This is a genomic window from Vibrio rumoiensis 1S-45 (genome assembly GCF_000286955.2).
In the GTDB taxonomy this organism is placed as follows: domain Bacteria; phylum Pseudomonadota; class Gammaproteobacteria; order Enterobacterales; family Vibrionaceae; genus Vibrio; species Vibrio rumoiensis_A.
The window spans coordinates 1-21,024 of the sequence record NZ_AJYK02000048.1 but is presented as its reverse complement, the minus strand read 5'-3'; the positions used below and the strand labels follow the sequence as shown (position 1 = coordinate 21,024).

Annotated in this window: 19 protein-coding genes; 3 read left to right on the top strand and 16 right to left on the bottom strand. The window is 42.3% G+C overall.

What is annotated here, in order from left to right:
* Positions 1–158: 158 nt before the first annotated feature.
* The 10 genes from ybeD to leuS all read right to left on the bottom strand — a co-directional run bounded on the left by ybeD (position 159) and on the right by leuS (position 11,287).
* A complete protein-coding gene (gene ybeD / locus A1QC_RS06195) occupies positions 159–428 on the bottom strand; it encodes a DUF493 family protein YbeD (protein WP_017025628.1) in 270 nt (89 codons plus the stop codon).
* Positions 429–707: 279 nt separating this feature from the next.
* Positions 708–1,895 (bottom strand): serine hydrolase, encoded by a 1,188-nt coding sequence (locus A1QC_RS06190; RefSeq protein WP_017025627.1) that lies wholly within the window; start codon positions 1,893–1,895, stop codon positions 708–710.
* Between the two features lie 144 nt (positions 1,896–2,039).
* Entirely contained in the window at positions 2,040–2,828 is a 789-nt protein-coding gene (locus A1QC_RS06185) for a septal ring lytic transglycosylase RlpA family protein (protein ID WP_017025626.1), read from the bottom strand.
* A gap of 4 nt (positions 2,829–2,832) precedes the next feature.
* Positions 2,833–3,954 (bottom strand): rod shape-determining protein RodA, encoded by a 1,122-nt coding sequence (rodA, locus tag A1QC_RS06180; protein WP_017025625.1) that lies wholly within the window; start codon positions 3,952–3,954, stop codon positions 2,833–2,835.
* A gap of 1 nt (position 3,955) precedes the next feature.
* Positions 3,956–5,857 (bottom strand): penicillin-binding protein 2, encoded by a 1,902-nt coding sequence (gene mrdA / locus A1QC_RS06175; protein ID WP_017025624.1) that lies wholly within the window; start codon positions 5,855–5,857, stop codon positions 3,956–3,958.
* 5 nt (positions 5,858–5,862) lie between these two features.
* Positions 5,863–6,333, bottom strand: coding sequence for a 23S rRNA (pseudouridine(1915)-N(3))-methyltransferase RlmH (gene rlmH / locus A1QC_RS06170; RefSeq protein ID WP_017025623.1), 471 nt, complete (start codon positions 6,331–6,333; stop codon positions 5,863–5,865).
* A 25-nt stretch (positions 6,334–6,358) separates the two neighbouring features.
* Complete coding sequence (rsfS, locus tag A1QC_RS06165) at positions 6,359–6,676, bottom strand: ribosome silencing factor (RefSeq protein ID WP_017025622.1); 318 nt, start codon at positions 6,674–6,676, stop codon at positions 6,359–6,361.
* Positions 6,677–6,814: 138 nt separating this feature from the next.
* Positions 6,815–7,873 carry a DNA polymerase III subunit delta gene (gene holA / locus A1QC_RS06160; protein ID WP_017025621.1) on the bottom strand — a complete coding sequence of 353 codons (1,059 nt, stop codon included), beginning with the start codon at positions 7,871–7,873 and terminating at the stop codon, positions 6,815–6,817.
* Complete coding sequence (gene lptE / locus A1QC_RS06155) at positions 7,873–8,568, bottom strand: LPS assembly lipoprotein LptE (protein WP_017025620.1); 696 nt, start codon at positions 8,566–8,568, stop codon at positions 7,873–7,875. Before lptE ends, holA begins: the two co-directional genes overlap by 1 nt.
* Before the next feature lie 124 nt (positions 8,569–8,692).
* Positions 8,693–11,287 (bottom strand): leucine--tRNA ligase, encoded by a 2,595-nt coding sequence (gene leuS, locus A1QC_RS06150; RefSeq protein WP_017025619.1) that lies wholly within the window; start codon positions 11,285–11,287, stop codon positions 8,693–8,695.
* Between the two features lie 146 nt (positions 11,288–11,433).
* On the opposite strand from leuS, the gene A1QC_RS06145 reads away from it, so the two are divergent.
* A complete protein-coding gene (locus tag A1QC_RS06145; RefSeq protein ID WP_017025618.1) occupies positions 11,434–11,916 on the top strand; it encodes a zinc ribbon-containing protein in 483 nt (160 codons plus the stop codon).
* Positions 11,917–11,983: 67 nt separating this feature from the next.
* Here A1QC_RS06145 and lnt read toward each other — a convergent pair whose 3' ends face one another.
* From lnt to miaB, 5 genes are all read right to left on the bottom strand, one after another.
* Entirely contained in the window at positions 11,984–13,498 is a 1,515-nt protein-coding gene (lnt, locus tag A1QC_RS06140; protein ID WP_026025885.1) for an apolipoprotein N-acyltransferase, read from the bottom strand.
* Positions 13,499–13,519: 21 nt separating this feature from the next.
* A complete protein-coding gene (gene corC, locus A1QC_RS06135; protein WP_017025616.1) occupies positions 13,520–14,425 on the bottom strand; it encodes a CNNM family magnesium/cobalt transport protein CorC in 906 nt (301 codons plus the stop codon).
* Positions 14,426–14,514: 89 nt separating this feature from the next.
* Positions 14,515–14,976, bottom strand: a complete 462-nt coding sequence (ybeY, locus tag A1QC_RS06130) for an rRNA maturation RNase YbeY (RefSeq protein WP_017025615.1) — start codon at positions 14,974–14,976, stop codon at positions 14,515–14,517.
* 17 nt (positions 14,977–14,993) lie between these two features.
* Complete coding sequence (locus A1QC_RS06125; protein ID WP_017025614.1) at positions 14,994–16,121, bottom strand: PhoH family protein; 1,128 nt, start codon at positions 16,119–16,121, stop codon at positions 14,994–14,996.
* A gap of 83 nt (positions 16,122–16,204) precedes the next feature.
* Complete coding sequence (gene miaB, locus A1QC_RS06120; protein WP_026025884.1) at positions 16,205–17,629, bottom strand: tRNA (N6-isopentenyl adenosine(37)-C2)-methylthiotransferase MiaB; 1,425 nt, start codon at positions 17,627–17,629, stop codon at positions 16,205–16,207.
* A 281-nt stretch (positions 17,630–17,910) separates the two neighbouring features.
* On the opposite strand from miaB, the gene A1QC_RS06115 reads away from it, so the two are divergent.
* A complete protein-coding gene (locus A1QC_RS06115; RefSeq protein ID WP_017025612.1) occupies positions 17,911–19,092 on the top strand; it encodes a 2-octaprenyl-3-methyl-6-methoxy-1,4-benzoquinol hydroxylase in 1,182 nt (393 codons plus the stop codon).
* Positions 19,076–19,756 carry a hypothetical protein gene (locus tag A1QC_RS06110; RefSeq protein WP_017025611.1) on the top strand — a complete coding sequence of 227 codons (681 nt, stop codon included), beginning with the start codon at positions 19,076–19,078 and terminating at the stop codon, positions 19,754–19,756. The genes A1QC_RS06115 and A1QC_RS06110 overlap by 17 nt, the downstream gene beginning before the upstream one ends.
* A gap of 29 nt (positions 19,757–19,785) precedes the next feature.
* Here A1QC_RS06110 and A1QC_RS06105 read toward each other — a convergent pair whose 3' ends face one another.
* On the bottom strand, positions 19,786–20,820 hold the full coding sequence (locus tag A1QC_RS06105) for a lactonase family protein (RefSeq protein ID WP_017025610.1): 1,035 nt from the start codon (positions 20,818–20,820) through the stop codon (positions 19,786–19,788).
* Positions 20,821–21,024 lie beyond the last annotated feature (204 nt).

The following is a 21,024-nucleotide window of genomic DNA, read 5'->3' as shown; positions in this document are numbered from 1 at the left end:
AATACCAATGCCAGCCATTGTTAACTCGCATTGGTATAAGAGATGTTTACCACTAAGCGTGTTCGGCGGGTAGTATAAACTTCTTTTAGCTGACTAACTACTTGCTCGTAGTAGGGGTATCACCTTATAAATCGTATTCAGGTCAAATGATAACGTGATTACAGAACCATACGAACGATTTCAATGTCACCTAATTCTTTGTATAAGGTTTCTACTTGTTCAATTGAGGTGGCAGTAATCGTAATTGATACCGAATGGTATGTGCCTTTACCACTTGGTTTTACCGTTGGGCTGTAATCGCCAGGGGCATGTTTTTGAATCACGCTGACAACAAGATCCGGTAATTCAGGTTTAGCATAACCCATGACTTTGTAAGTCAGTTGACAAGGAAATTCGAGTAAATCTTTTAATTTTGGCTGCTCTTGCATACCGGACTCCTGAGAGGAAAAGGTGCGATAAAGCGTGAATATTAAAGCGAAGCTTGAAGGATCTCAACTTTATCTGTTCTAAAATAACCAGAATATCGGATCGCGAGAAGCCATGCGTTGTGCTATTTGAATGCCTAATATCGTTAAATCAATAAGGTAGAATGATATTTGGTTGTACACGCTTACTGTGTCGTTCGGGTTTTGTAAAAAACTAAAAGCCGCCTAAGCGACTTTTAGTGGATAATTTCGATGGTTCATTACTATTGTGGAAAGCGGTAATTAGAACCAGCTTTGGAATAGTAATACGATGTAGTCGATTAAACGGCTAAATATGCCACCTTCTTTCACATCTTCTTGTGCAACTAATGGGTATTGAGCTACGTCTTTACCATTCAGTTGATAGAATAACTTACCGACTACTTGGCCTTTTGCGATTGGAGCTTTAAGTTCTTTGTCTAGAACAAAACTTGCCGCTAGGTTTTTCGCTTGACCACGAGGAAGAGTGACAAAAGTATCTTCATTTACGCCAAGCGAAATTTCGCTCTTATCACCCATCCAGATTTTTTCTTTAACAAACTCTTCGCCAGCTTTGTGTGGTGAAACGGTTTCAAAGAAACGGAAGCCAAATTGTAGAAGCTTTTTGCTTTCAGCTTTACGAGCATTTTCACTCTTAGTTCCCATAACAACTGAAACTAAACGCATATCACCTTCGGTAGCTGACGTGACTAGGTTATAGCCCGCACCACTTGTATGACCGGTTTTAATGCCGTCAACATTCATGCTTTTATCCCACAATAAACCATTACGATTGTATTGAGTGATTCCGTTGTAAGTGAATGATTTTTGAGAGTAAATCTTATATTCTTCAGGCACGTCACGGATCAGCGCAGCACCTAAAATAGCAAGATCGTGTGCAGTAGAGTAGTGCTCATCATTATCTAAGCCATGAACATTTACGAAGTGTGAATTCTTCATGCCAATTTTTGCAGCCCATTGGTTCATGAGATCAACGAAAGAGTCCTCAGAACCTGCAATGTGTTCAGCCATCGCAACACAAGCATCGTTTCCAGAATCAACAATGATGCCTTGGTTTAACAGGTCAACAGAAACGGTTTTGCCCACTTCAATGAACATTTTTGAAGAATCAGGGAAGTTTTTTGCCCAAGCGTTTTCACTCACCACAACTTCATCAGAACGTGAAATACCGCCCGATTTTATTTCTTGACCAATAACATAGCTGGTAAGCATTTTTGTCAAGCTAGCAGGGTGGCGGCGCTCATCCATATTTTGTTCAGCTAAAATTTTTCCTGAATGGTAATCCATTAGGACGTAGCTTTGCGCTGCAATGTCAGGTGCATTCGGAACCACAATTGGATCTTCTGCAGAAGCATTCATTGAAACCAAAGATGCAGAGAGTGCTAATGATGGAATTAGCAATGAGGTTAGATATTTAGCTGTATTTTTCATGTGATAAATGCAATCAAAGTTAAAGGTGAACTTAATGCTTCGTATTCTATCAGAATCCATCTGGTAAAACAGATATGGATTGAAACAATATGAAAATGAAAACCGTTTGTCTGAAATGCGATAAACGGCAGTGGTGTCTTTGGGTTATTTACGCGTTTTATGTTTCATAAAGGCTGATGGATAACCGTTTTGTTGAAGTTTGTTTAATACACTATTGGCCGTAGCTTGTTCTTTCCACGGACCCAGCATAATTCTATTTACCCCATTTTGCGCTTCAATATTGTAGCTAGAGGAATAAGTTTGACTCAGTTTTATCGCTAAAGTTCGCGCTTTTTCTGGATCAGTGACGGCTGCGACTTGAATGAGGTATTCTTCTTTAGAATAGGCAAGATCAAGCTTTGTTGGTGGAACGTTGATGTACTCAATTTTTACTGGTGCTGTGCCATTTTGATAAACGCCAATTTTGTAAGCTGCGGCATAACTTAAGTCGATGATTCTTCCATCATGAAAAGGCCCGCGATCATTAACACGGACAATGACTGTTTTACCATTGGCTGTATTGGTTACTTTGACATAACTTGGGATCGGTAAGGTTTTATGTGCCGCAGACATGGAATACATATCATAGACTTCACCGTTTGAAGTTAGATGGCCATGAAACTTTTTACCATACCAAGAGGCGTAACCTGTTTGAGTAAAGCCTGTAGGATCTTTAACGATTTTATAATCTTTGCCACGTAGCGTGTAATCACGATTACCACTTCGGCTGAATGGTTCATATCTAGGGTGCGCATCTTCAATATTCACGACTGACATTGGATCTTTTGGTGCAACATCATCGGTGAGTTTGTAGCGATCATCTGAAGATGATGATGAACACCCTACAAGTAACGTAAAAGTCAGCCAGAGGCCGTAATGGTAACGGTTTTTCATTCGTTTAATTCGCCTTCGAAAGCATTTTTCTGTGAGTATGAATGGACATTAACATGCCAAAGCCAGCTAATAGGGTCATCATGGATGTACCACCGTAGCTAATTAATGGTAGAGGGACGCCTACTACCGGTAAAATACCACTTACCATTCCCATATTTACAAATACATATACAAAGAAACTGAGTACGGCACTGCCACCTACCATGCGACCAAATGCGGTCTGAGCCTGTGTTGAAAGGTATAAGCCACGAGCGATGATGAATAAGTAAACCGACAGCAATAATGTCACGCCGATAATACCCCATTCTTCAGCAATCACTGCAAAGATAAAGTCAGTATGTCTTTCTGGGACAAATTCTAGTTGAGATTGAGTGCCGTGTAACCAACCTTTACCAGTAAGACCACCTGAACCAATGGCAATTTTACTTTGGATGATGTGATAGCCAGCGCCTAGTGGGTCGGACTCCGGATCAAATAAGGTGCGGACACGAACTTTTTGATATTCGTGCATTAAGAAGAACCATAAGATAGGGACAAAAGCCCCAACCGCAAGTACGGCTGCCGAGATGATTTTCCAGCTTATTCCAGCAAGAAAAATAACAAAAACACCCGAGGCTGCAATCAGTATTGATGTGCCTAAATCCGGTTGTTTTGCAATCAAAATGGTCGGTAAGCAGACAAGTATCAATGATACCGCTAAGGTTCGTATCGTTGGGGGTAATGGTTTATTACCAATATATCGCGCCACCATCAGTGGTACAGCTAATTTTAATAGTTCTGAAGGCTGAAAACGCACGATACCAAGATCGAGCCATCGTTGTGCACCTTTAGACGTTTCACCAAAGAATAAAACACCTAACAGTAACAATACACCAATGATGTAAAGGGCAGGAGCGAGCGCTTCTAATGAGCGAGGTTTGATTTGTGCAACGGTAACCATTACGCCCAAAGAGAGCAGCATGCGCATGGCTTGTCTATCCATCATTTCATAGCTTTGGCCACTGGCACTGTACATGATAACTAAACCAATCATCATGAGTAAGATGATGCCAAGCAATAAAGGTAAATCGATGTGTAACCGTTCAAAAAAAGATCGATTCTGTCCAGTCGCAGGATCCATTTTCATGCTATTTGTTATCCTCTTGGGCATCTGTCTCTTCAGGAGGCAAAATGACGTGGTCAAATATCTTACGGGCAATAGGACCACCGACACCGGAACCACCGCCGGCATTTTCAAGTACCATGGCTACGATAACTTTAGGATCTTTTAACGGTGCAAAGCCCATCAGTAACGCATGGTCACGAAGGTGTTCTGCAACTTCGCTAGCTTCGTATTTTTCACCTTCTTTCAAGCCATATACCTGAGCTGTACCCGATTTTACAGCAGCTTGATATTTCGCGCCATAAAACGAGCGACGAGCTGTACCTCGTGAGCCTGTGGCAACTAAGTGCATGCCTTCTTCTGCTAATTCCCATGAAGAATCTTTAACCCCTTGGATACTTGGGTATGTTTTAATTGGGCTAAGCACTGGTTTTGGGTTCGCGACGGTTTTGTCCATGGTGGCTCTCAGTAAATGAGGAGCTCGTACTTTTCCGTGAGAAACCAAAACAGATAATGCTTTTGCAATTTGCATCGGCGTTGCTGTCCAGTAACCTTGGCCTATGCCAACCGGAATAGTGTCACCTTGATACCAAGGGGTTCTATGGCGAGATTGTTTCCATTCACGAGTTGGCATGTTTGCGCTGCTTTCTTCAAAAATATCAATCCCTGTTAATTCGCCAAAACCAAATTTATTCATCCAAGTTGATAAGCGATCAATACCTAAATCAAAAGCGACTTGATAAAAGAAGGTATCAACTGATTCTTCAATCGCTTTTTTCACATCAACAACACCATGACCCCAACGGCTCCAATCTCGGTAGCCTTTGTGGTTACGAGCGTGCGGAATATACCAGATGCCCGGATCATTTCGAGTTGTCTTGGCTGTGATTACGCCTTCAGTCAATGCTGAAACCGCAATAAACGGTTTGACTGTGGATGCTGGTGGGTAAATACCAAGGGTTGCTCGGTTTACCAACGGTCGATTAGGGTCATTTAATAATGCGCTGTATTCTTTACTGCTGATCCCATGAACAAACGAGTTGGGGTCATAGCTTGGGCTAGATACCATCGCTAACACACCATTGTCTTTTGGATCGAGAATAATAATGGAGCCACGACGTTTATCCATTAAGCTGTAGGCGTATTGTTGCAGGTCGATATCAAGATTTAATACTAAGTCTTTACCTGGGATCGGTGGTACGTATTTTAATGTTCGAATAATGCGACCACGACTGTTCACTTCTACTTCTTGGTAGCCAGAAGTGCCATGTAAGACATCTTCGTAGTAACGTTCAATACCAAGTTTGCCGATGTTACGCGTAGCTTGATAATTTGAGACCTTATCTTCTTCGGTTAAACGTTTTATATCTTTATCGTTAATACGAGAAACGTAACCAATTACATGCGTTAAGATAGAGCCGTATGGGTAGTAACGTTTTAGCGCGGCTGATACTTCAACCCCTGGAAATTTATATTGATTAACGGCGAATTTAGCGACTTGCTCATTGGTCAGCTGAGCCATGAGTGGAACAGGCTTATAGTGACGAATTTGTCGACGCTCTTTTTGAAAAGTTTGAACTTGCTCATCGGTGATAGGCAAGATTTTACGTAATTCATTGATGGTCTTTTCGACGTCATCTACTTTTTCAGGAGTGATTTCCAAGCTGTAGACAGGGCGGTTTGAAGCCAATATTTTGCCATTGCGATCGTAGATTAAACCGCGATTAGGTGCAATCGGAACAACTTTAATTCGGTTGTCATTAGATCGAGTTTGATAATCTTGGTATTGATCGACTTGGATGTAATATAAGTTGGCGAGTAAAATCCCGACCAAAATAATGATACCGATAAACGCAACAATAGAGCGTCGTGCAAATAGCCTAGCTTCTGCATTGTAATCGCGTATTTGAGTGCGTCTACGTTTCATTCTTACTATTCTCGGTGGTATGGATGATTGGTCGTAACACTCCAAGCTCGGTATAAGCTTTCTGCCATGATGACCCTTACCATTGGGTGTGGCAATGTGAGTGGCGATAATGACCAGCTTTGATCTGCCGCCGCTTTACAAGCAGGAGCAAGACCTTCTGGGCCACCAATAAGAATGGACACATCTCTACCGTCCAATTTCCAAGCATCGAGTTGTGATGCTAATTGCTCGGTATCCCAACGTTTACCCGGAATATCCAATGTTATAATACGGTTGCCTTTTGGTACAGCAGCAAGCATGGCTTCGCCTTCTTTTTGCAAGATTCTTACAATGTCGGCATTTTTTCCGCGCTTTCCTGCTGGAATTTCGACTAAATCAAAAGGCATATCGCTTGGGAAGCGACGCTGGTATTCGTGAAAACCGGCTTCTACCCATTTAGGCATTTTCGTTCCCACGGCGATAAGTTGAATTTTCACACTAGATGCTCCGAGTGAAGAGGGATTACCCCCACAGTTTCTCTAATTGGTATAACTCACGCTGTGCTGCTTGCATGATGTGTACCATGACCGAACCCATATCAACCACAACCCATTCACCGTCATCTTCACCGTCCATACCTAATGGTTCAAGGCCAGCAATTTTAGCTTCTTTAGCAACGTTATCTGCAATAGATGCAACATGGCGTTTTGATGTACCAGTGCAGACAATCATGAAATCGGTAATGCTAGATTTTCCCGTTACATCAAGTGTGGTGATGTTTTCTGCCTTCATGTCATCGGCTTTATCAGCTAGAAAGTCTTTTAACTCGTTTAGTTGCAAGGTAGTGCCTCTTTGATATTTATATTTGTTTCCCTTACTTTAAGTGGAAACATTGGTTTGTAAAAGTCGCGGATTATAACATGGAATTCAGGCGTATTTTGACTGCTTTCTATGTGTGGTTTATCTGGTGGTGATATGCTATCCAATCAGTGTGTTGAAATGTGGGTGATTATTATTTGGAATACGTGCACTTGGTTGACATATCTCTATTGATATTTGGCTAAGTTGAGGCCAAGGGTCTTGATCAAACGTTGTTTTTACCGACAATTCAAGTTGAGTCAGTGAATGAATTTGCCGCTGTATATGGTGTGCATTTAACCTTTGCAAGCAAGCGGTATACATTGGGCGTTTATTTTGCCAGATGCGATATTGGTCAAAAATTTTACCCATGTGAACCTTTTGATCGAAGCTTTGTTTCATCTCTAGTAGTAAGAATAGCTCTTTTTGCAGGGTTCTGAGTAGGATGATCGCTTCTTGTCCCTCGGCATGTAATTGGCGCAAAATGCGTTGAGCACGTTTGGCTTGGCCTGCAAGTAGCGCATCGGTCCATTGAAAAGGTGTGAAATGGTTGTGTCTGCTTAAGGCTGCTTCAACCCTTGGTAGGGTTAGTTTACCGTCAGGATAAATGAGCGCTAACTTTTCAAGGCTTTGAGCTAGAGCTAACAAATTACCTTCGTGCCATTGGGCTAGCATTTGAATCGCTTCTGCATCCGGCACCAGTTTTAATTTACGACAACGTAATTGAACAAATTGCGGTAATTGACGAAGCTCTGGGCTATTACAGCTGACTAATACCCCATTGGTATGCAGTGCTTTAAACCATTTGGTATTTTCTTGCGCGCGCGATAAAGCCTTGTTACTTACCACTACAAGTAAAATATCTGGGTTTAACATGCCAGATAATGTGATTAACTCTTTTGCTGCAGCGGCACTTAGTCCGGCTTCTGGGATTTCAAGCTCAATAACTTGTTGATTTGAAAAGAGGCTCAATGCTTGGCAGCAATCAAAGACATCATTCCAATCTAATTGCTTGTCTAAAACAAAGCGCTGCTTTTCGAAAAAACCAACACTTTTGGCGTGCTTATTGATTAAGTCTCGACTTTCTTGAAGCAGGAGCGGCTCGTTACCCATCACTAAATAGATGGGGTATTGTTTCCGCTCTAAATGCTCAGCTAGTTTGTCTGCAAAAATTCGCATTATTCAGATTGATTCTCGTTTGAATCAGCTTGAATCTGTGATGGTTCAGCTGCGTCAGTAATTTCAGTGGTGCTGGTGGTTTGTTTTACACCATCATCAATTATATCGACGTGTTCGGCATCTGGATCAGCATTAGTACTGGTAGGGAAGTCTTGTTGCGTATCCCCATCACCTGACGGCACGACAACTAATTGAGCTTTAAGTCGAGCCATTTGGCGAATAATCTGCTCGGCAGCTTGTTCCCGCATTTCATCTAAGATTAAATCTTTTTCAACTGACTTTGCCAAAGCCGCTAATGGGTTATCTAAGTAACTGCGCGTTACATTGACCTGAAATGTTTTACTGTCATAGCCTGGTACTAAGACCCGGTAGTTTACTTTATAGGCTAGTTCATATTCTGCTGCTCGGGCATTCTGGTATAAAGATAAAGTGCGAGTACTATCCGCTTCACTAATCAAGTGTAAATTTGAAATGTCTGCACCTGGTGAGACTACGTCGATTCCATTGAGGCGTAATTGCTTTTTCACTTCGCGGGTTAACTGGTTATAAGAGTCAAAACTGGTGACTGAAACATTGGATACGTCGTCTGGTAATAAGTAATTCCCACGTAAATGGAAACCACATGCGGTGGTCATCATTGCTAAGCTGGCGATAATGAAAATACGGATATGAGTATTCGAAAACAAACGTGCCACCAAGTGATACCTCTATGGATAGGGGATGAAATTTATCTTATGGGCTCTTATACAATAAAAAGCCCATAAGATAAACGTAAGCAGAAATTCTCCCGCTTACGTTTTCGTTGTTATCGTATTGCGATTAGCTTGCTACGATATTCAAGAGTTTACCCGGAACGTAAATCACTTTACGAACGGTTAAGCCATCAGTGAATTTAGTGACGTTTTCGTCATTCAAACCAATTGCTTCAATGTCTTCTTTGCTGATGTCTGCCGGTACAGTCAATTTCGCGCGAAGTTTACCGTTGACTTGAACGATGATCAGTTTTTCATCTTCAACTAGGGCTTTTTCGTCGAATGTTGGCCATTCGCAGTTATCGACATCTGATTCACCTAATGCGTTCCACAATTCATGACAAATATGTGGCGTCATTGGGTAAAGCATACGAACCACCGCTTTTAATGCCTCATCAAGAATCGCGCGATCTTGTGCGTTCTCTTGCGGTGCTTTACCGAGTTTGTTCATCAATTCCATAATAGCAGCAATGGCGGTGTTGAAGGTTTGACGACGACCAACATCATCACTGACTTTTGCGATGGTTTTATGAACATCACGGCGAAGAGCTTTTTGATCAGAGCTCAACGCAGAAACATTGAGGGCTTCAACATTGCCTTTTTCAGTGTGCTCACCGACTAATTTCCATACACGACGAAGGAAGCGGTTGGCCCCTTCAACGCCAGACTCTTGCCATTCCAATGTCATATCTGCAGGAGAGGCAAACATCATGAATAGGCGTACGGTATCAGCGCCGTATTTGTCGACCATTTCTTGTGGATCGATACCGTTGTTTTTCGACTTCGACATTTTGATCATGCCTGAGTGTTCAACGTTACGACCTTGGTTATCTACAGCTTTCTCGATGCGACCTTTGCCATCGCGTTCAACTGTGACGTCAGTTGGTGCGATCCATTCCTTCGTGCCTTTCTCATTGGTGTGATAGAAAGCGTCGGCTAATACCATGCCTTGACAAAGTAGTTGCTTGAATGGTTCATCCGATGTGACATACCCAGCATCACGCAATAGTTTGTGGAAGAAGCGTGAGTACAGTAGGTGCATACACGCATGCTCGATACCACCCACATATTGATCGACAGGCAGCCAGTAGTTGGCTTTCTCTGGATCGAGAATATCGTCAGCTTGTGGTGAGCAGTAACGAGCGTAATACCATGATGATTCCATAAAGGTATCAAAGGTATCGGTCTCACGCAGTGCGTGTTCACCGTTGAATGTGGTTTCTGCCCATGCTTTGTCGGCTTTGATTGGGCTGGTTACGCCATCCATGACCACATCTTCCGGCAAAATAACAGGAAGTTGATCGGCTGGCACTGGGTGAACTTGACCATCATCAGTGGTCACCATTGGAATTGGCGCACCCCAGTAACGTTGGCGTGATACGCCCCAGTCACGTAGACGGAAGTTAACGGTTTTCTTGCCTTTACCTTTGCTTTCTAGCTTGGCTGCAATGGCATCAAATGCTGCACTGAATTCAAGACCATCAAACTCGCCCGAATTAAACAGTGCACCTTTTTCAGTGTACGCCGCTTCAGAAACGTCTGGCTGGTTGCCTTCTGCGTCTAAAATAACCGCTTCAATATCTAGGCCGTATTTTGTCGCAAATTCAAAGTCACGTTGATCGTGAGAAGGCACCGCCATAACTGCGCCAGTACCGTAATCCATTAATACAAAGTTGGCGACATAAATTGGCACTTCACGGCCATTGAGAGGGTGGATAGCTTTTAAGCCAGTATCCATGCCTTTCTTTTCCATAGTTGCTAGTTCAGCTTCAGCAACTTTGGTGTTTTTACATTCTTCGCAGAATGCGGCTAATTCAGGATTGTTTGCTGAGGCTTGCGCGGCTAATGGGTGACCAGCTGCAATACCAACATAAGTGACACCCATTAGTGTGTCTGGACGGGTGGTATAGACTTCTAAGTCAGATTGACCTTCAACCTTGAATGACAACTCAACACCTTCAGAGCGGCCAATCCAGTTGCGTTGCATGGTTTTCACCATGTCAGGCCAACCATCTAGGTTATCCAGATCGTCTAATAGCTCTTGCGCGTATTCAGTGATCTTAATAAACCATTGTGGGATTTCTTTTTGTTCAACCGGAGTATCACAACGCCAGCAACAGCCGTCTTCTACTTGCTCATTAGCAAGTACCGTCATGTCATTTGGACACCAGTTTACAGAAGAGGTTTTCTTGTAAACTAAGCCTTTCTCGTAAAGCTTAGTGAAGAATTCTTGTTCCCAGCGATAGTATTCAGGCGTACAAGTGGCGAATTCACGTTTCCAGTCGTAACCAAAACCTAATAGTTTAAGTTGGTTCTTCATGTACTCAATGTTTTCGTAAGTCCAAGGCGCAGGCGCTGTTTTATTTTTAACAGCAGCATTTTCTGCAGGCAGGCCAAACGCATCCCAACCGATAGGTTGCATCACGTTTTTACCTTGCAAACGTTGATAGCGAGAAACCACATCACCGATCGTATAGTTACGAACATGGCCCATGTGCAGTCGGCCACTAGGGTATGGGAACATAGAAAGACAGTAGAATTTTTCTTTGCTTGCGTCTTCTGTGACTTCAAATGTTTTACTGTTATCCCAGTATTCTTGAACTTTTTGTTCAATATCTTGCGGGTGATATTGCTCTGCTAATTTCACGTTATGCCCTTGCATCGATGATATCCGGTTATCGTAGATTTGTGAGATCGGTAAAATCCGATAATACTTGATCAGCATAGAATACCTTAAAGGGGTCACGCTCAACAATAGCCAATGTTATAATATACCCAAGTGACTCTATTCAGAAAAAGGAGATACCTATGACAAAGCGTAATCAAGATTATAAGCAAGTGCTAAATCAAGTTATTGAAAGCTTGAAACATACTCCAGAAGAGCTGAATAAATCGTTAGAAACACCGAGCAAAATGGTCGATGCTGCCAAAGACATGACGAAGGACGAATTTGCACTGATTTCGGAATATGTAAAATCGGATCTGAAAGAGTTTTCAGACAATTACCAATCAAGTAAAGAATCGTATCCCGACGATCCTTTTTATCGAATGGTTTCAGAAACTATCTGGCAAGGTTTACTTGATATTACCGATAAAACACAAATAGAGTGGTTTGAAGTTTTTCAAGATATTGAACATAAAGGTTTGTATGAAGTTGGTGATGTTATTGGTCTGGGCGCACTGATCTGTGAAAAATGTGGTCACAGGCAAGAATTTACCCACCCTAGTGAAATCACTCCATGTTTACAATGCGGAAATCACGCCTTTACTCGAGTGCCTTTAAAGCCATAAAGTGCGTTATTAATCTTGTTTCACCTCACCCCCTTACAGACTTTTTGAAAGGGGGCATTTCATATTTTTAATGGCTGTGACGTTTTAGCCAAATCCCACCTAAACCTAATAAACTCCATAGGTACAGTAACCACGAACCTAGCGTTCTATAAGGTGTGTTACCTGTAGTGGATTCCACATCGACTCTTAGCACTTCGGTTTGAAACTGAGGAACCTGCTTGATGATCTTACCTTTGTAATCGGTCACGGCAGTAACACCATTATTGGTCGCTCGAATTAGAGGTTTCCCGAGTTCGAGTGCACGCATACGGGCTATTTCCATATGTTGCAACGGACCAATGGAGTGACCAAACCAGGCGTCATTGGACAAGGTCAAAATAAAGTCGGTATCTTTCGTAACATTTTGACGAACTTGTTCGCTGAAAATAATTTCATAACAGAGTGCAGCTAATAGATGGCGGCCATGTGCAATTAAATTGGGTTGAATGAAGTCGCCACGTTGAAATGATGACATCGGCAAATTAAAGAACGGCGCGATAGGTCGTAATAAGTCACCAAAAGGCACAAATTCACCAAACGGTAGGAGGTGATGTTTACTGTAGCGAATTTCAGAATCGTAATCGTAAGGATCGGCATTATTATCACCAAGTGTTAACACGCTATTGTAATAACGTCCCATCGAGTCTTGTGAAATAACGCCAGTGATTAAAGCAGTACTGTTTTGGCGTGCGGCAGTATCAAGATTTCTCAGAAATGCTGGTAGTTCTTGTTCTATTGCTGGAATGGCAGCTTCAGGCCAAATGACAATATCGGCATCCCAATTGGCACGGCTTAGATCGGTATACTTCATTAAGGTTGGCCAGCGATGGCTCGGTAACCATTTCTTCTTCTGATCAATATTACCTTGGATCAAAGCAAATGAGGTTTTACTGTCAGGATTCGGTTTAACCCATAGCACTTGATTTAAACCGTAGCTTAGAGCGAATACCGTGACCGGGATGGCCATATATTGCCATTTACGAGTAAAGACAAGATAAGCCAAACTGCCGGCAATAAGCCAGAGTGATAAAGTAATGGCTTCCACTCCGGAGACAGGGGCAAAACCATTCAGTGGGCTATCTATTTGGCTGTAGCCTAACCATAACCAAGGAAAGCCAGTCATAACCCAACCACGTAACCATTCGGTTAGTAACCAGATAATTGGTGCAGCAATCAGTAAGCGACGACGATTCGCTTGCGGGAAAAATCGATTTAATACCCCACCAAAAATAGCAGGATAAATGGATAAATAAGCAACTAAAAATGTCATCAAAGTGACACTGGCTATTTTTGGCATGCCACCAAAAGTATCAATACTGACATGAACCCAGTTGATACCAGTGCCAAATTGTCCAATACCCCACGCAAAAGCAATCCAAAAACCAGCTTTAGCGGATTGCTTGTGTAAGAGGAGTAAAAGAATAAATGGGCTTAAAATGGCAACAGGCCAATAAGAGAAAGGAGCAAAAGCGAGCGTTGTGGTTGCGCCAACAAAAGCGGCCAATAAAGGCCGCCCCATGCGCGAAATCCAATGTTTATTCATAAGCTAAAATGGCTTCACTGGCTAATTATCTTGAGTTTCAGGCTCAAGGTTGGTTTCCGAATTGTTTGGTATGGTAACTTGTAATTGAATCACTTTTCGGTTGTCTGAAGCGGTCACTTTAAAAACATAACCTTCCAACTCAACCACTTCACCACGTTCAGGTAAATGACCAAATGCAAGTGTGACTAACCCACCCACCGTATCGACTTCTTCGTCACTGTATTTTGTGTTGAAGGTATCATTGAAATCGTCGATGTCAGTTAACGCTTTCACTGAAAACGTATGCTTACTTAATTGGCGAATGTCAGCAGATTCTTCATCATCGAATTCGTCTTCAATTTCGCCAACAATCTCTTCAAGGATATCTTCAATGGTGACTAAGCCAGATACGCTTCCAAACTCATCAACAACGACGGCCATGTGGTAGCGCTCTTCACGGAATTCTTTTAAAAGTCGATCAACCCGCTTACTTTCGGGGACAACGACTGCCGGGCGAACCACTTCGCTTAATGTGAATGCAGTACTGTCTGCCACTAGGTAGCGTAATAAATCTTTGGCAAGTAAAATGCCTTCGATATGATCTTTATCTTCATTAATCACTGGGTAACGTGAGTGCGTTGCATCAATGATTAAGGTTGCAAGAGAATCTAGGTCGTAATCACGGTTGATGGTGACCATTTGTGAGCGCGGGATCATGATGTCACGTACTCGCATCTCAGAGATTTCCATCACTCCTTCGAGCATATCTCGTGTATCAGGGTCAATGAGATCATTTTCTTCTGAATCACGGAATACTTCGACTAACTCTTGGCGATCTTTAGGATCGGCTTGGAATATATGAGCTAAGCGTTCGAAGAAGGACTTTCTACTGGGACCTTCAGATTTATCGTTGCCTTCCGAATGGGAAGGTGAGTTACTGTCGTTCATGTTTACTCTTTTGTCGTTACTACCAAAAACGGATAGCGCGTTATAAAAAGCAGAATCAATATTCTGGTTCTACCTTTCGTTTATTCTTCTTATTTCTCAGAAATATAAGGGTCATCAAAACCGAGTTTTTGCATGATTTCGGTTTCTATGCCTTCCATCTCATCGGCTTCTTCGTCTTCAATATGATCATAACCTAGCAGATGAAGAGAGCCGTGTACAACCATATGTGCCCAGTGGGCATGTAATGGTTTACCTTGCTCTTTAGCTTCGGTTTCAACTACTTGTTTACAAATTACCAAGTCGCCAAGTAAGTCAATTTCAATACCCGGAGGTGCTTCAAAAGGAAAAGATAGCACGTTAGTTGGCTTATCTATACCTCGATAGTCACGGTTTAATTGTTGGCTTTCTTCTCGCTCAACAATCCGAATCGTTACTTCTGCTTGTGGCTGAAAAAGGGTAATGGCAGAGTCTAACCATTGTTGTAATTGCACTTCACTAGGAAGGCTGTCTGTATTTTCGACAGCGATTTGTAGGTCGAGTTCAATCGTCATAATCTGCCTAAATCACCTTATTCAGAATCTGTGTTGGGTTGTTCATGATGAACGGTGTTTGATTGAGCTTGTGACGCAGAAAACAAAGCGGCTGCTTGGGCTTCGCGCTGTTCTCTTTCTTTGCGGTGGCGTCTCTCAATGTCTTTTTTCTCTTTTAAATCTTGCGCTTCCCACTTCTCGTACGCATTGACAATACGTGCGACAACAGGATGACGTACCACATCGTCAGCAAGGAAGAAGTTAAAGCTGATTTCTTCCACACCAGAGAGCACTTCAATCGCATGGCGAAGCCCAGAACGAGCACCACGAGGCAAGTCAATCTGAGTCACATCACCGGTGATCACGGCACGAGAATTAAAACCAATACGCGTTAAAAACATTTTCATTTGTTCAACGGTGGTATTTTGGCTTTCATCTAAAATAATAAAGGCATCGTTTAAAGTTCGCCCACGCATATAGGCCAGTGGAGCCACTTCAATTACGTTGCGTTCAATTAACTTCTCAACACGCTCAAACCCAAGCATTTCAAATAATGCATCATATAAAGGGCGTAAGTATGGGTCGACTTTTTGGCTTAAATCACCTGGCAAGAATCCAAGTTTTTCACCGGCTTCTACTGCTGGGCGTGTCAAAAGGATGCGACGAATTTCTTGGCGCTCTAAGGCATCTACTGCCGCTGCGACCGCTAAATAGGTTTTACCTGTTCCTGCTGGTCCAATACCAAAGGTAATGTCGTGAGTCACCATGTTCACCAAGTATTGACCTTGATTTGGGGTTCTCGGTTTAATGACACCTTTTTTGGTTTTAATGAATACTTCTTTGCCGTATTCCATCGGCTGTTCTTGGTGTTGTTCAAGAATGCCCGATTCTTTTACCGCTAAATGAATATGCTCAGGATCTATATCCGGAATGACACCACGTACAGGAGCGGTCTCAACGTATAAATCTTTAATAATTTCAAGTGCAGCTGCCGTTGTATGAGGCTTGCCTGTAATGGTGAAAAATTGGCTACGGTGGTTAATTTCCACACCTAAACGGCGTTCAAGATGTTTGATGTTGTCATCAAAAGGACCACATAAACTTGAGAGTCTGTGGTTATCGGAAGGTTCTAAGTTGATTTCTAGCGTGACAATTTTATTACTCACTGTTCCCTCACAGATTAACGATTCTCACGCCTTGATAACGTAAGAATCGTCATAGTTAACTTATCTTATTTATTAAGATGGTGTTAAGGCGTGAAAGTAACAACCCCTAATTCATCTTCTTTACGTGTTTTTTTAATCATTTCTGCTGGAGAGACGACAGAACGTAGCCCCATTTCTGCTTCTGTGCGAATTAATTTACCGCGTAATGAGTTAGGCAGTACTTCAGTAATTTCTACATCCACAAATTGTCCAATTAAATCTGGTGAGCCTTCAAAGTTAACCACACGGCTATTTTCAGTGCGACCACTTAACTGCATTAGATCTTTCTTCGATGGACCTTCAACTAAGATGCGTTGTTCAGTGCCTAACATTAAGCGAGAGTATCGCATAGCTTGTGAGTTAATTTGTTGTTGAAGTTCATACAATCTTTCTTTCTTCTCAGACTCAGGTGTATCACATGGATAGTCAGCAGCAGGTGTACCTGGGCGAGGTGAGTAGATAAAGCTAAAGCTCATATCAAAATCAACATCTTTAATCAGCTTCATGGTGTCGGCGAAATCTTGTTTCGATTCGCCTGGGAAGCCAATGATAAAATCAGAGCTAATTTGAATGTCAGGACGCGCTTTACGTAGTTTACGAATGATTGATTTATATTCAATCGCGGTATGTGGGCGCTTCATCATGGTTAAGATGCGATCTGAACCACTTTGAACTGGCAAGTGTAAAAAGCTCACTAGCTCAGGGGTGTCTTCATATACTGCAATAATGTCGTCGGTAAATTCTAGCGGATGGCTGGTGGTAAAGCGTACGCGGTCGATACCATCGATAGAGGCGACTAACCGTAGAAGCTCAGCAAACGAGCAAATCTCACCATCATACATAGTGCCACGATAAGCATTAACGTTTTGACCTAACAGGTTAACTTCACGTACACCTTGTTCTGCTAATTGTGCAATTTCATAAAGTACATCATCGAGCGGGCGGCTGACTTCTTCACCACGCGTGTATGGCACGACGCAGAAAGTACAATATTTTGAACAACCTTCCATGATAGAGACAAACGCGGTTACGCCATCAGCTTTAGGCTCTGGAAGGTTATCGAACTTCTCGATTTCAGGGAATGAAATATCCATCACTGGGCCAGTTTTGGCTTGTGATTGCTTGATCATTTCAGGCAAACGGTGCAAGGTTTGAGGACCGAAGATGACATCAACAAAAGGCGCACGTTGACGAATGTGATCGCCTTCTTGAGTGGCAACACAACCACCAACACCAATGACAACGCCTTCTTTTTTGTCTTTTAATGTTTTCCAACGACCAAGTTGATGGAACACCTTTTCTTGGGCTTTTTCACGGATCGAACATGTATTAAGGAGTAGTACGTCTGCTTCCGCTGGATCTTCGGTTAGCTCGTATCCATTTGCGGCACCTAGTAAGTCGGCCATTTTTGATGAATCGTACTCATTCATCTGACAGCCCCAAGTTTTAATTAGCAGTTTCTTACTCATTTCACATTCGCTCGTATTAAATCAGTTTTGGGTTGAGCTTTTGCTCATCATATTAACTAGATTTTAGTTGGTAATTTCAACAAGGATCTAGCAAGCCGCGTATTGTACTGCTTTAAATCCTACCTGACTAGGTCTTAGCAGTAACAAAGCTTAGTCCTCTATTATAGACCTATTTTAATTAAGGTAATATTTGTTGATGAAGTTGAATAATTTGAACGTGATGGCTGAAAAGTAATATGAAAAGCGTAGAATACACACATTGCTTTTTAATGAGATAAAATATGTCGAAGTTTGATGTAGTCATCATCGGTGGTGGCATGGTGGGAGCGGCATTAGCCGTAGGGTTGGCCAAGCAGAAAAAAACAGTGGCGTTGATAGAGGGAAAAGCGCCGGAAGCTTTTGAACCATCACAACCTATGGATTTGCGAGTGTCGGCTATATCGAAAGCTTCGGTGGATTTATTGACTCAGCTTGGTGCATGGGATTCTATTGAATCAAAACGAGTTTGCCCATATCTAGGGCTGGAAACTTGGGAGAATCCCGAATGCCGAACGCGCTTCCATGCTCACGATTTAGGCTTAGATAAACTGGGCTATATGCTAGAAAACCGTTTAATGCAATTAGGGCTTTGGGAACAATTCTCGCAATACCCTAATTTAACCGTATTGTGCCCAGAAAGTTTGCAGCATATTGAATTTGGTCACGATTCGAATGTTGTTCACCTTGAGTCTGGCCATACGCTTGAAGCGAGTTGGGTGGTGGGCGCAGACGGAGCGAACTCTAAAGTCCGTCAACAAGCCAATATTGGTATTACCGCGTGGGATTATCGCCAGCGTTGTATGCTCATCAATGTGGAATTGCCACCTTTAGATAATGGCGCATTACGTGATACCACATGGCAGTGGTTTACTCCAACTGGGCCTCGTTCTTTTCTGCCTTTAGCGCCGTCGGCTACCGGAGATCAGCAAGGATCTTTGGTTTGGTACGACAGCCCTAAACGTATTAAACAGCTTCAAGGCATGTCGCCTGAAGCGCTACGTAGGGAAGTATTAGCGGCATTCCCAAGTGAACTTGGTGACATTAACGTTTTACAAGCAGGCTCCTTTCCTTTAACGCGCAGACATGCCCAAACCTATTTTTCCAACCGGTGCGTTGTAATCGGTGATGCGGCTCATACCATCAATCCATTGGCAGGGCAGGGAGTAAATCTTGGCTTTAAAGATGTCGCAACTTTACTAGATACCATTGCCGATAAAGGTTTAGATTCGCAGGCCGCATTTGTTGATTATCAAAAACAGCGTCGTCCAGATAACCTTTTAATGCAATCAGGAATGGATTTCTTTTATAAAACCTTCAGTAATGATATCGGTCCATTGAAATTAGTTCGTAACGTCGTTTTAAAAGCGGCAGAGCATTCTGGAGATATTAAGAAGAAAGTATTGAAGTATGCCCTCGGATTATAAAAAGCCAATTAAAACCATCGTCAGTTGGTCTTCAGGAAAGGATTCCACCTTAACGTTAATACGCTTAATGGCTGATCCTAATTATGACGTTATAGGTTTATTTACCACTTATGTCGATGATGAAGTGCCTTTTCAAGCCACACCACTTGCGGTTGTTCGCGCGCAAGCAAAACTGACGAATTTACCATTAATAGAAATAGCGCTACCAGAAGTGTTTCCGGATAATGCAGTTTATCAAAATACGATTATTGGCGGATTAAAAGACAGTGATTTACTTTTTGATGCTATCGCTTTTGGTGATTTATTTTGCAATGGCATCATGGAATATCGTCGAGGATTTCTAGAACCTGCTGGTTGGCAGTGTCTTTTCCCTTTAATGGGGCAAGACACTGCAACGCTTGCACAAGAAATTATTGATATTGGTATTCGCACAATGCTTGTGACGGTTGATACAACTCAGTTAGATGGCAAGTTTTGCGGTCGTTGGTATGACCTAACGCTACTAAATGAATTACCGCCATCTTGTGATTTATGTGGAGAAGATGGTGAGTTTCATACTCTCGTAATGTCAGCGCCATGCTTTAACGGTGAGTTGACAGTATCACTTGAACATATTGAGAGAAATGAGCGTTTTCACCATCAACGCTATCACCTAACCACTTAACTGGCCTTAGATATATGGTTTGCAGGCTATTAATTATCTTGAAACGCCACACAAACCGGTGCTGTCATAGCAATGCTTTGATTGGTTGTCATCAACTCACCGTTAATAACATTACGTCTAAAGCTCGTTAAGTTATGGCTATTTTGATTGGCGACCACAAGCCACTCACCACAAGGCGATATCGCAAAATCACGCGGAAAATCTCCACCGCAGTCAATAGCATTTAGATAATTTAAGTCACCAGTCAGATCATCGAATTTAAAATAGCTGATAATATTTTGTTTGCGGCCGGTTAGATAAACAAATTGATGATCAGGAGAAAGCTTGATTGCGCCCCCCGCTTGCCCGTTAAGCGTATTAGGGAACGCCGCTTGGCTACGGCTAATTTTCCATTCTCCATTATTTTTTTTCAAGGTCACCAATTGCTCTGAAATTTCACACAATACCAATGCGATGTCTTCATTGTGATTAAACACCATGTGGCGAGGACCACTTGACGGTGGCAATTGGATCGCTTGTCTATTATCTGTTGAAAAAAGTGCTTCAGTTGGACTGGATGGGTAGAACACCACTTTATCGTGTCCTAGATCTACGCTAACCAGTGTTTTGCTATGTTCAAGGATAAATGCCTGATGGGCATGGGAAGGGGTCTGTATTGCGTCTAAATTTTGGCTATCTATCGTTTGAATCTTATTCGTTATCATTAATGACTCATCGCATTCAAATATATCAATATGTCCGCTCCCATATTGCGCGGTTGTGATTAAACGATGCGTTTGATTGACCGAAACATAGCAAGGCGCATCCCCAGTAAGGTTTGAGCTTGATAAGACACGATGATTAGACAAAGAATATTGAGCGATTTGTGGGGATTGAGCTTCACTCACTTCAGATATGATGGTGATATTTTTACCCACAGCATCAAAATAAGAGGGATTAGTGAGTTCAATATCGGTAGGAACAAGACTGACGTGTCCATTCTGCGTATTGAGAATTGCTTGATACACCCCAGTCGATTCATTGTTTGGTGTATAACCACTTACAAGTAAAGAGATTGCGTCCACGTTAATCCTTTCATATTCAAATTAAGCCACACATTAATAATGCAATAAACAGGCTTGGAATGAAATTAAATGCGGCAAGTTATTGAGAGCGGGTTATCAAGAAAAGAAGTGCTTTGGCTATTCATACAAGTTACTTGGATATAGATACAACAAAGCCCACATAAAGTGGGCTTTGTTGTGAATCATGGTGCGGTCGGAGAGACT

Excerpts from the sequence above, each read along its gene's own strand:
- lnt (WP_026025885.1), bottom strand. The coding sequence starts at position 13,498 with ATGAATAAACATTGGATTTCGCGCATGGGGCGGCCTTTATTGGCCGCT.
- ybeD (WP_017025628.1), bottom strand. The coding sequence starts at position 428 with ATGCAAGAGCAGCCAAAATTAAAAGATTTACTCGAATTTCCTTGTCAA.
- leuS (WP_017025619.1), bottom strand. The coding sequence starts at position 11,287 with ATGCAAGGGCATAACGTGAAATTAGCAGAGCAATATCACCCGCAAGAT.
- mrdA (WP_017025624.1), bottom strand. The coding sequence starts at position 5,857 with ATGAAACGTAGACGCACTCAAATACGCGATTACAATGCAGAAGCTAGG.
- ybeY (WP_017025615.1), bottom strand. The coding sequence starts at position 14,976 with ATGACGATTGAACTCGACCTACAAATCGCTGTCGAAAATACAGACAGC.
- corC (WP_017025616.1), bottom strand. The coding sequence starts at position 14,425 with ATGAACGACAGTAACTCACCTTCCCATTCGGAAGGCAACGATAAATCT.
- A1QC_RS06110 (WP_017025611.1), top strand. The coding sequence starts at position 19,076 with ATGCCCTCGGATTATAAAAAGCCAATTAAAACCATCGTCAGTTGGTCT.
- A1QC_RS06115 (WP_017025612.1), top strand. The coding sequence starts at position 17,911 with ATGTCGAAGTTTGATGTAGTCATCATCGGTGGTGGCATGGTGGGAGCG.
- A1QC_RS06145 (WP_017025618.1), top strand. The coding sequence starts at position 11,434 with ATGACAAAGCGTAATCAAGATTATAAGCAAGTGCTAAATCAAGTTATT.
- A1QC_RS06190 (WP_017025627.1), bottom strand. The coding sequence starts at position 1,895 with ATGAAAAATACAGCTAAATATCTAACCTCATTGCTAATTCCATCATTA.
- A1QC_RS06185 (WP_017025626.1), bottom strand. The coding sequence starts at position 2,828 with ATGAAAAACCGTTACCATTACGGCCTCTGGCTGACTTTTACGTTACTT.
- rodA (WP_017025625.1), bottom strand. The coding sequence starts at position 3,954 with ATGAAAATGGATCCTGCGACTGGACAGAATCGATCTTTTTTTGAACGG.
- holA (WP_017025621.1), bottom strand. The coding sequence starts at position 7,873 with ATGCGAATTTTTGCAGACAAACTAGCTGAGCATTTAGAGCGGAAACAA.
- miaB (WP_026025884.1), bottom strand. The coding sequence starts at position 17,629 with ATGAGTAAGAAACTGCTAATTAAAACTTGGGGCTGTCAGATGAATGAG.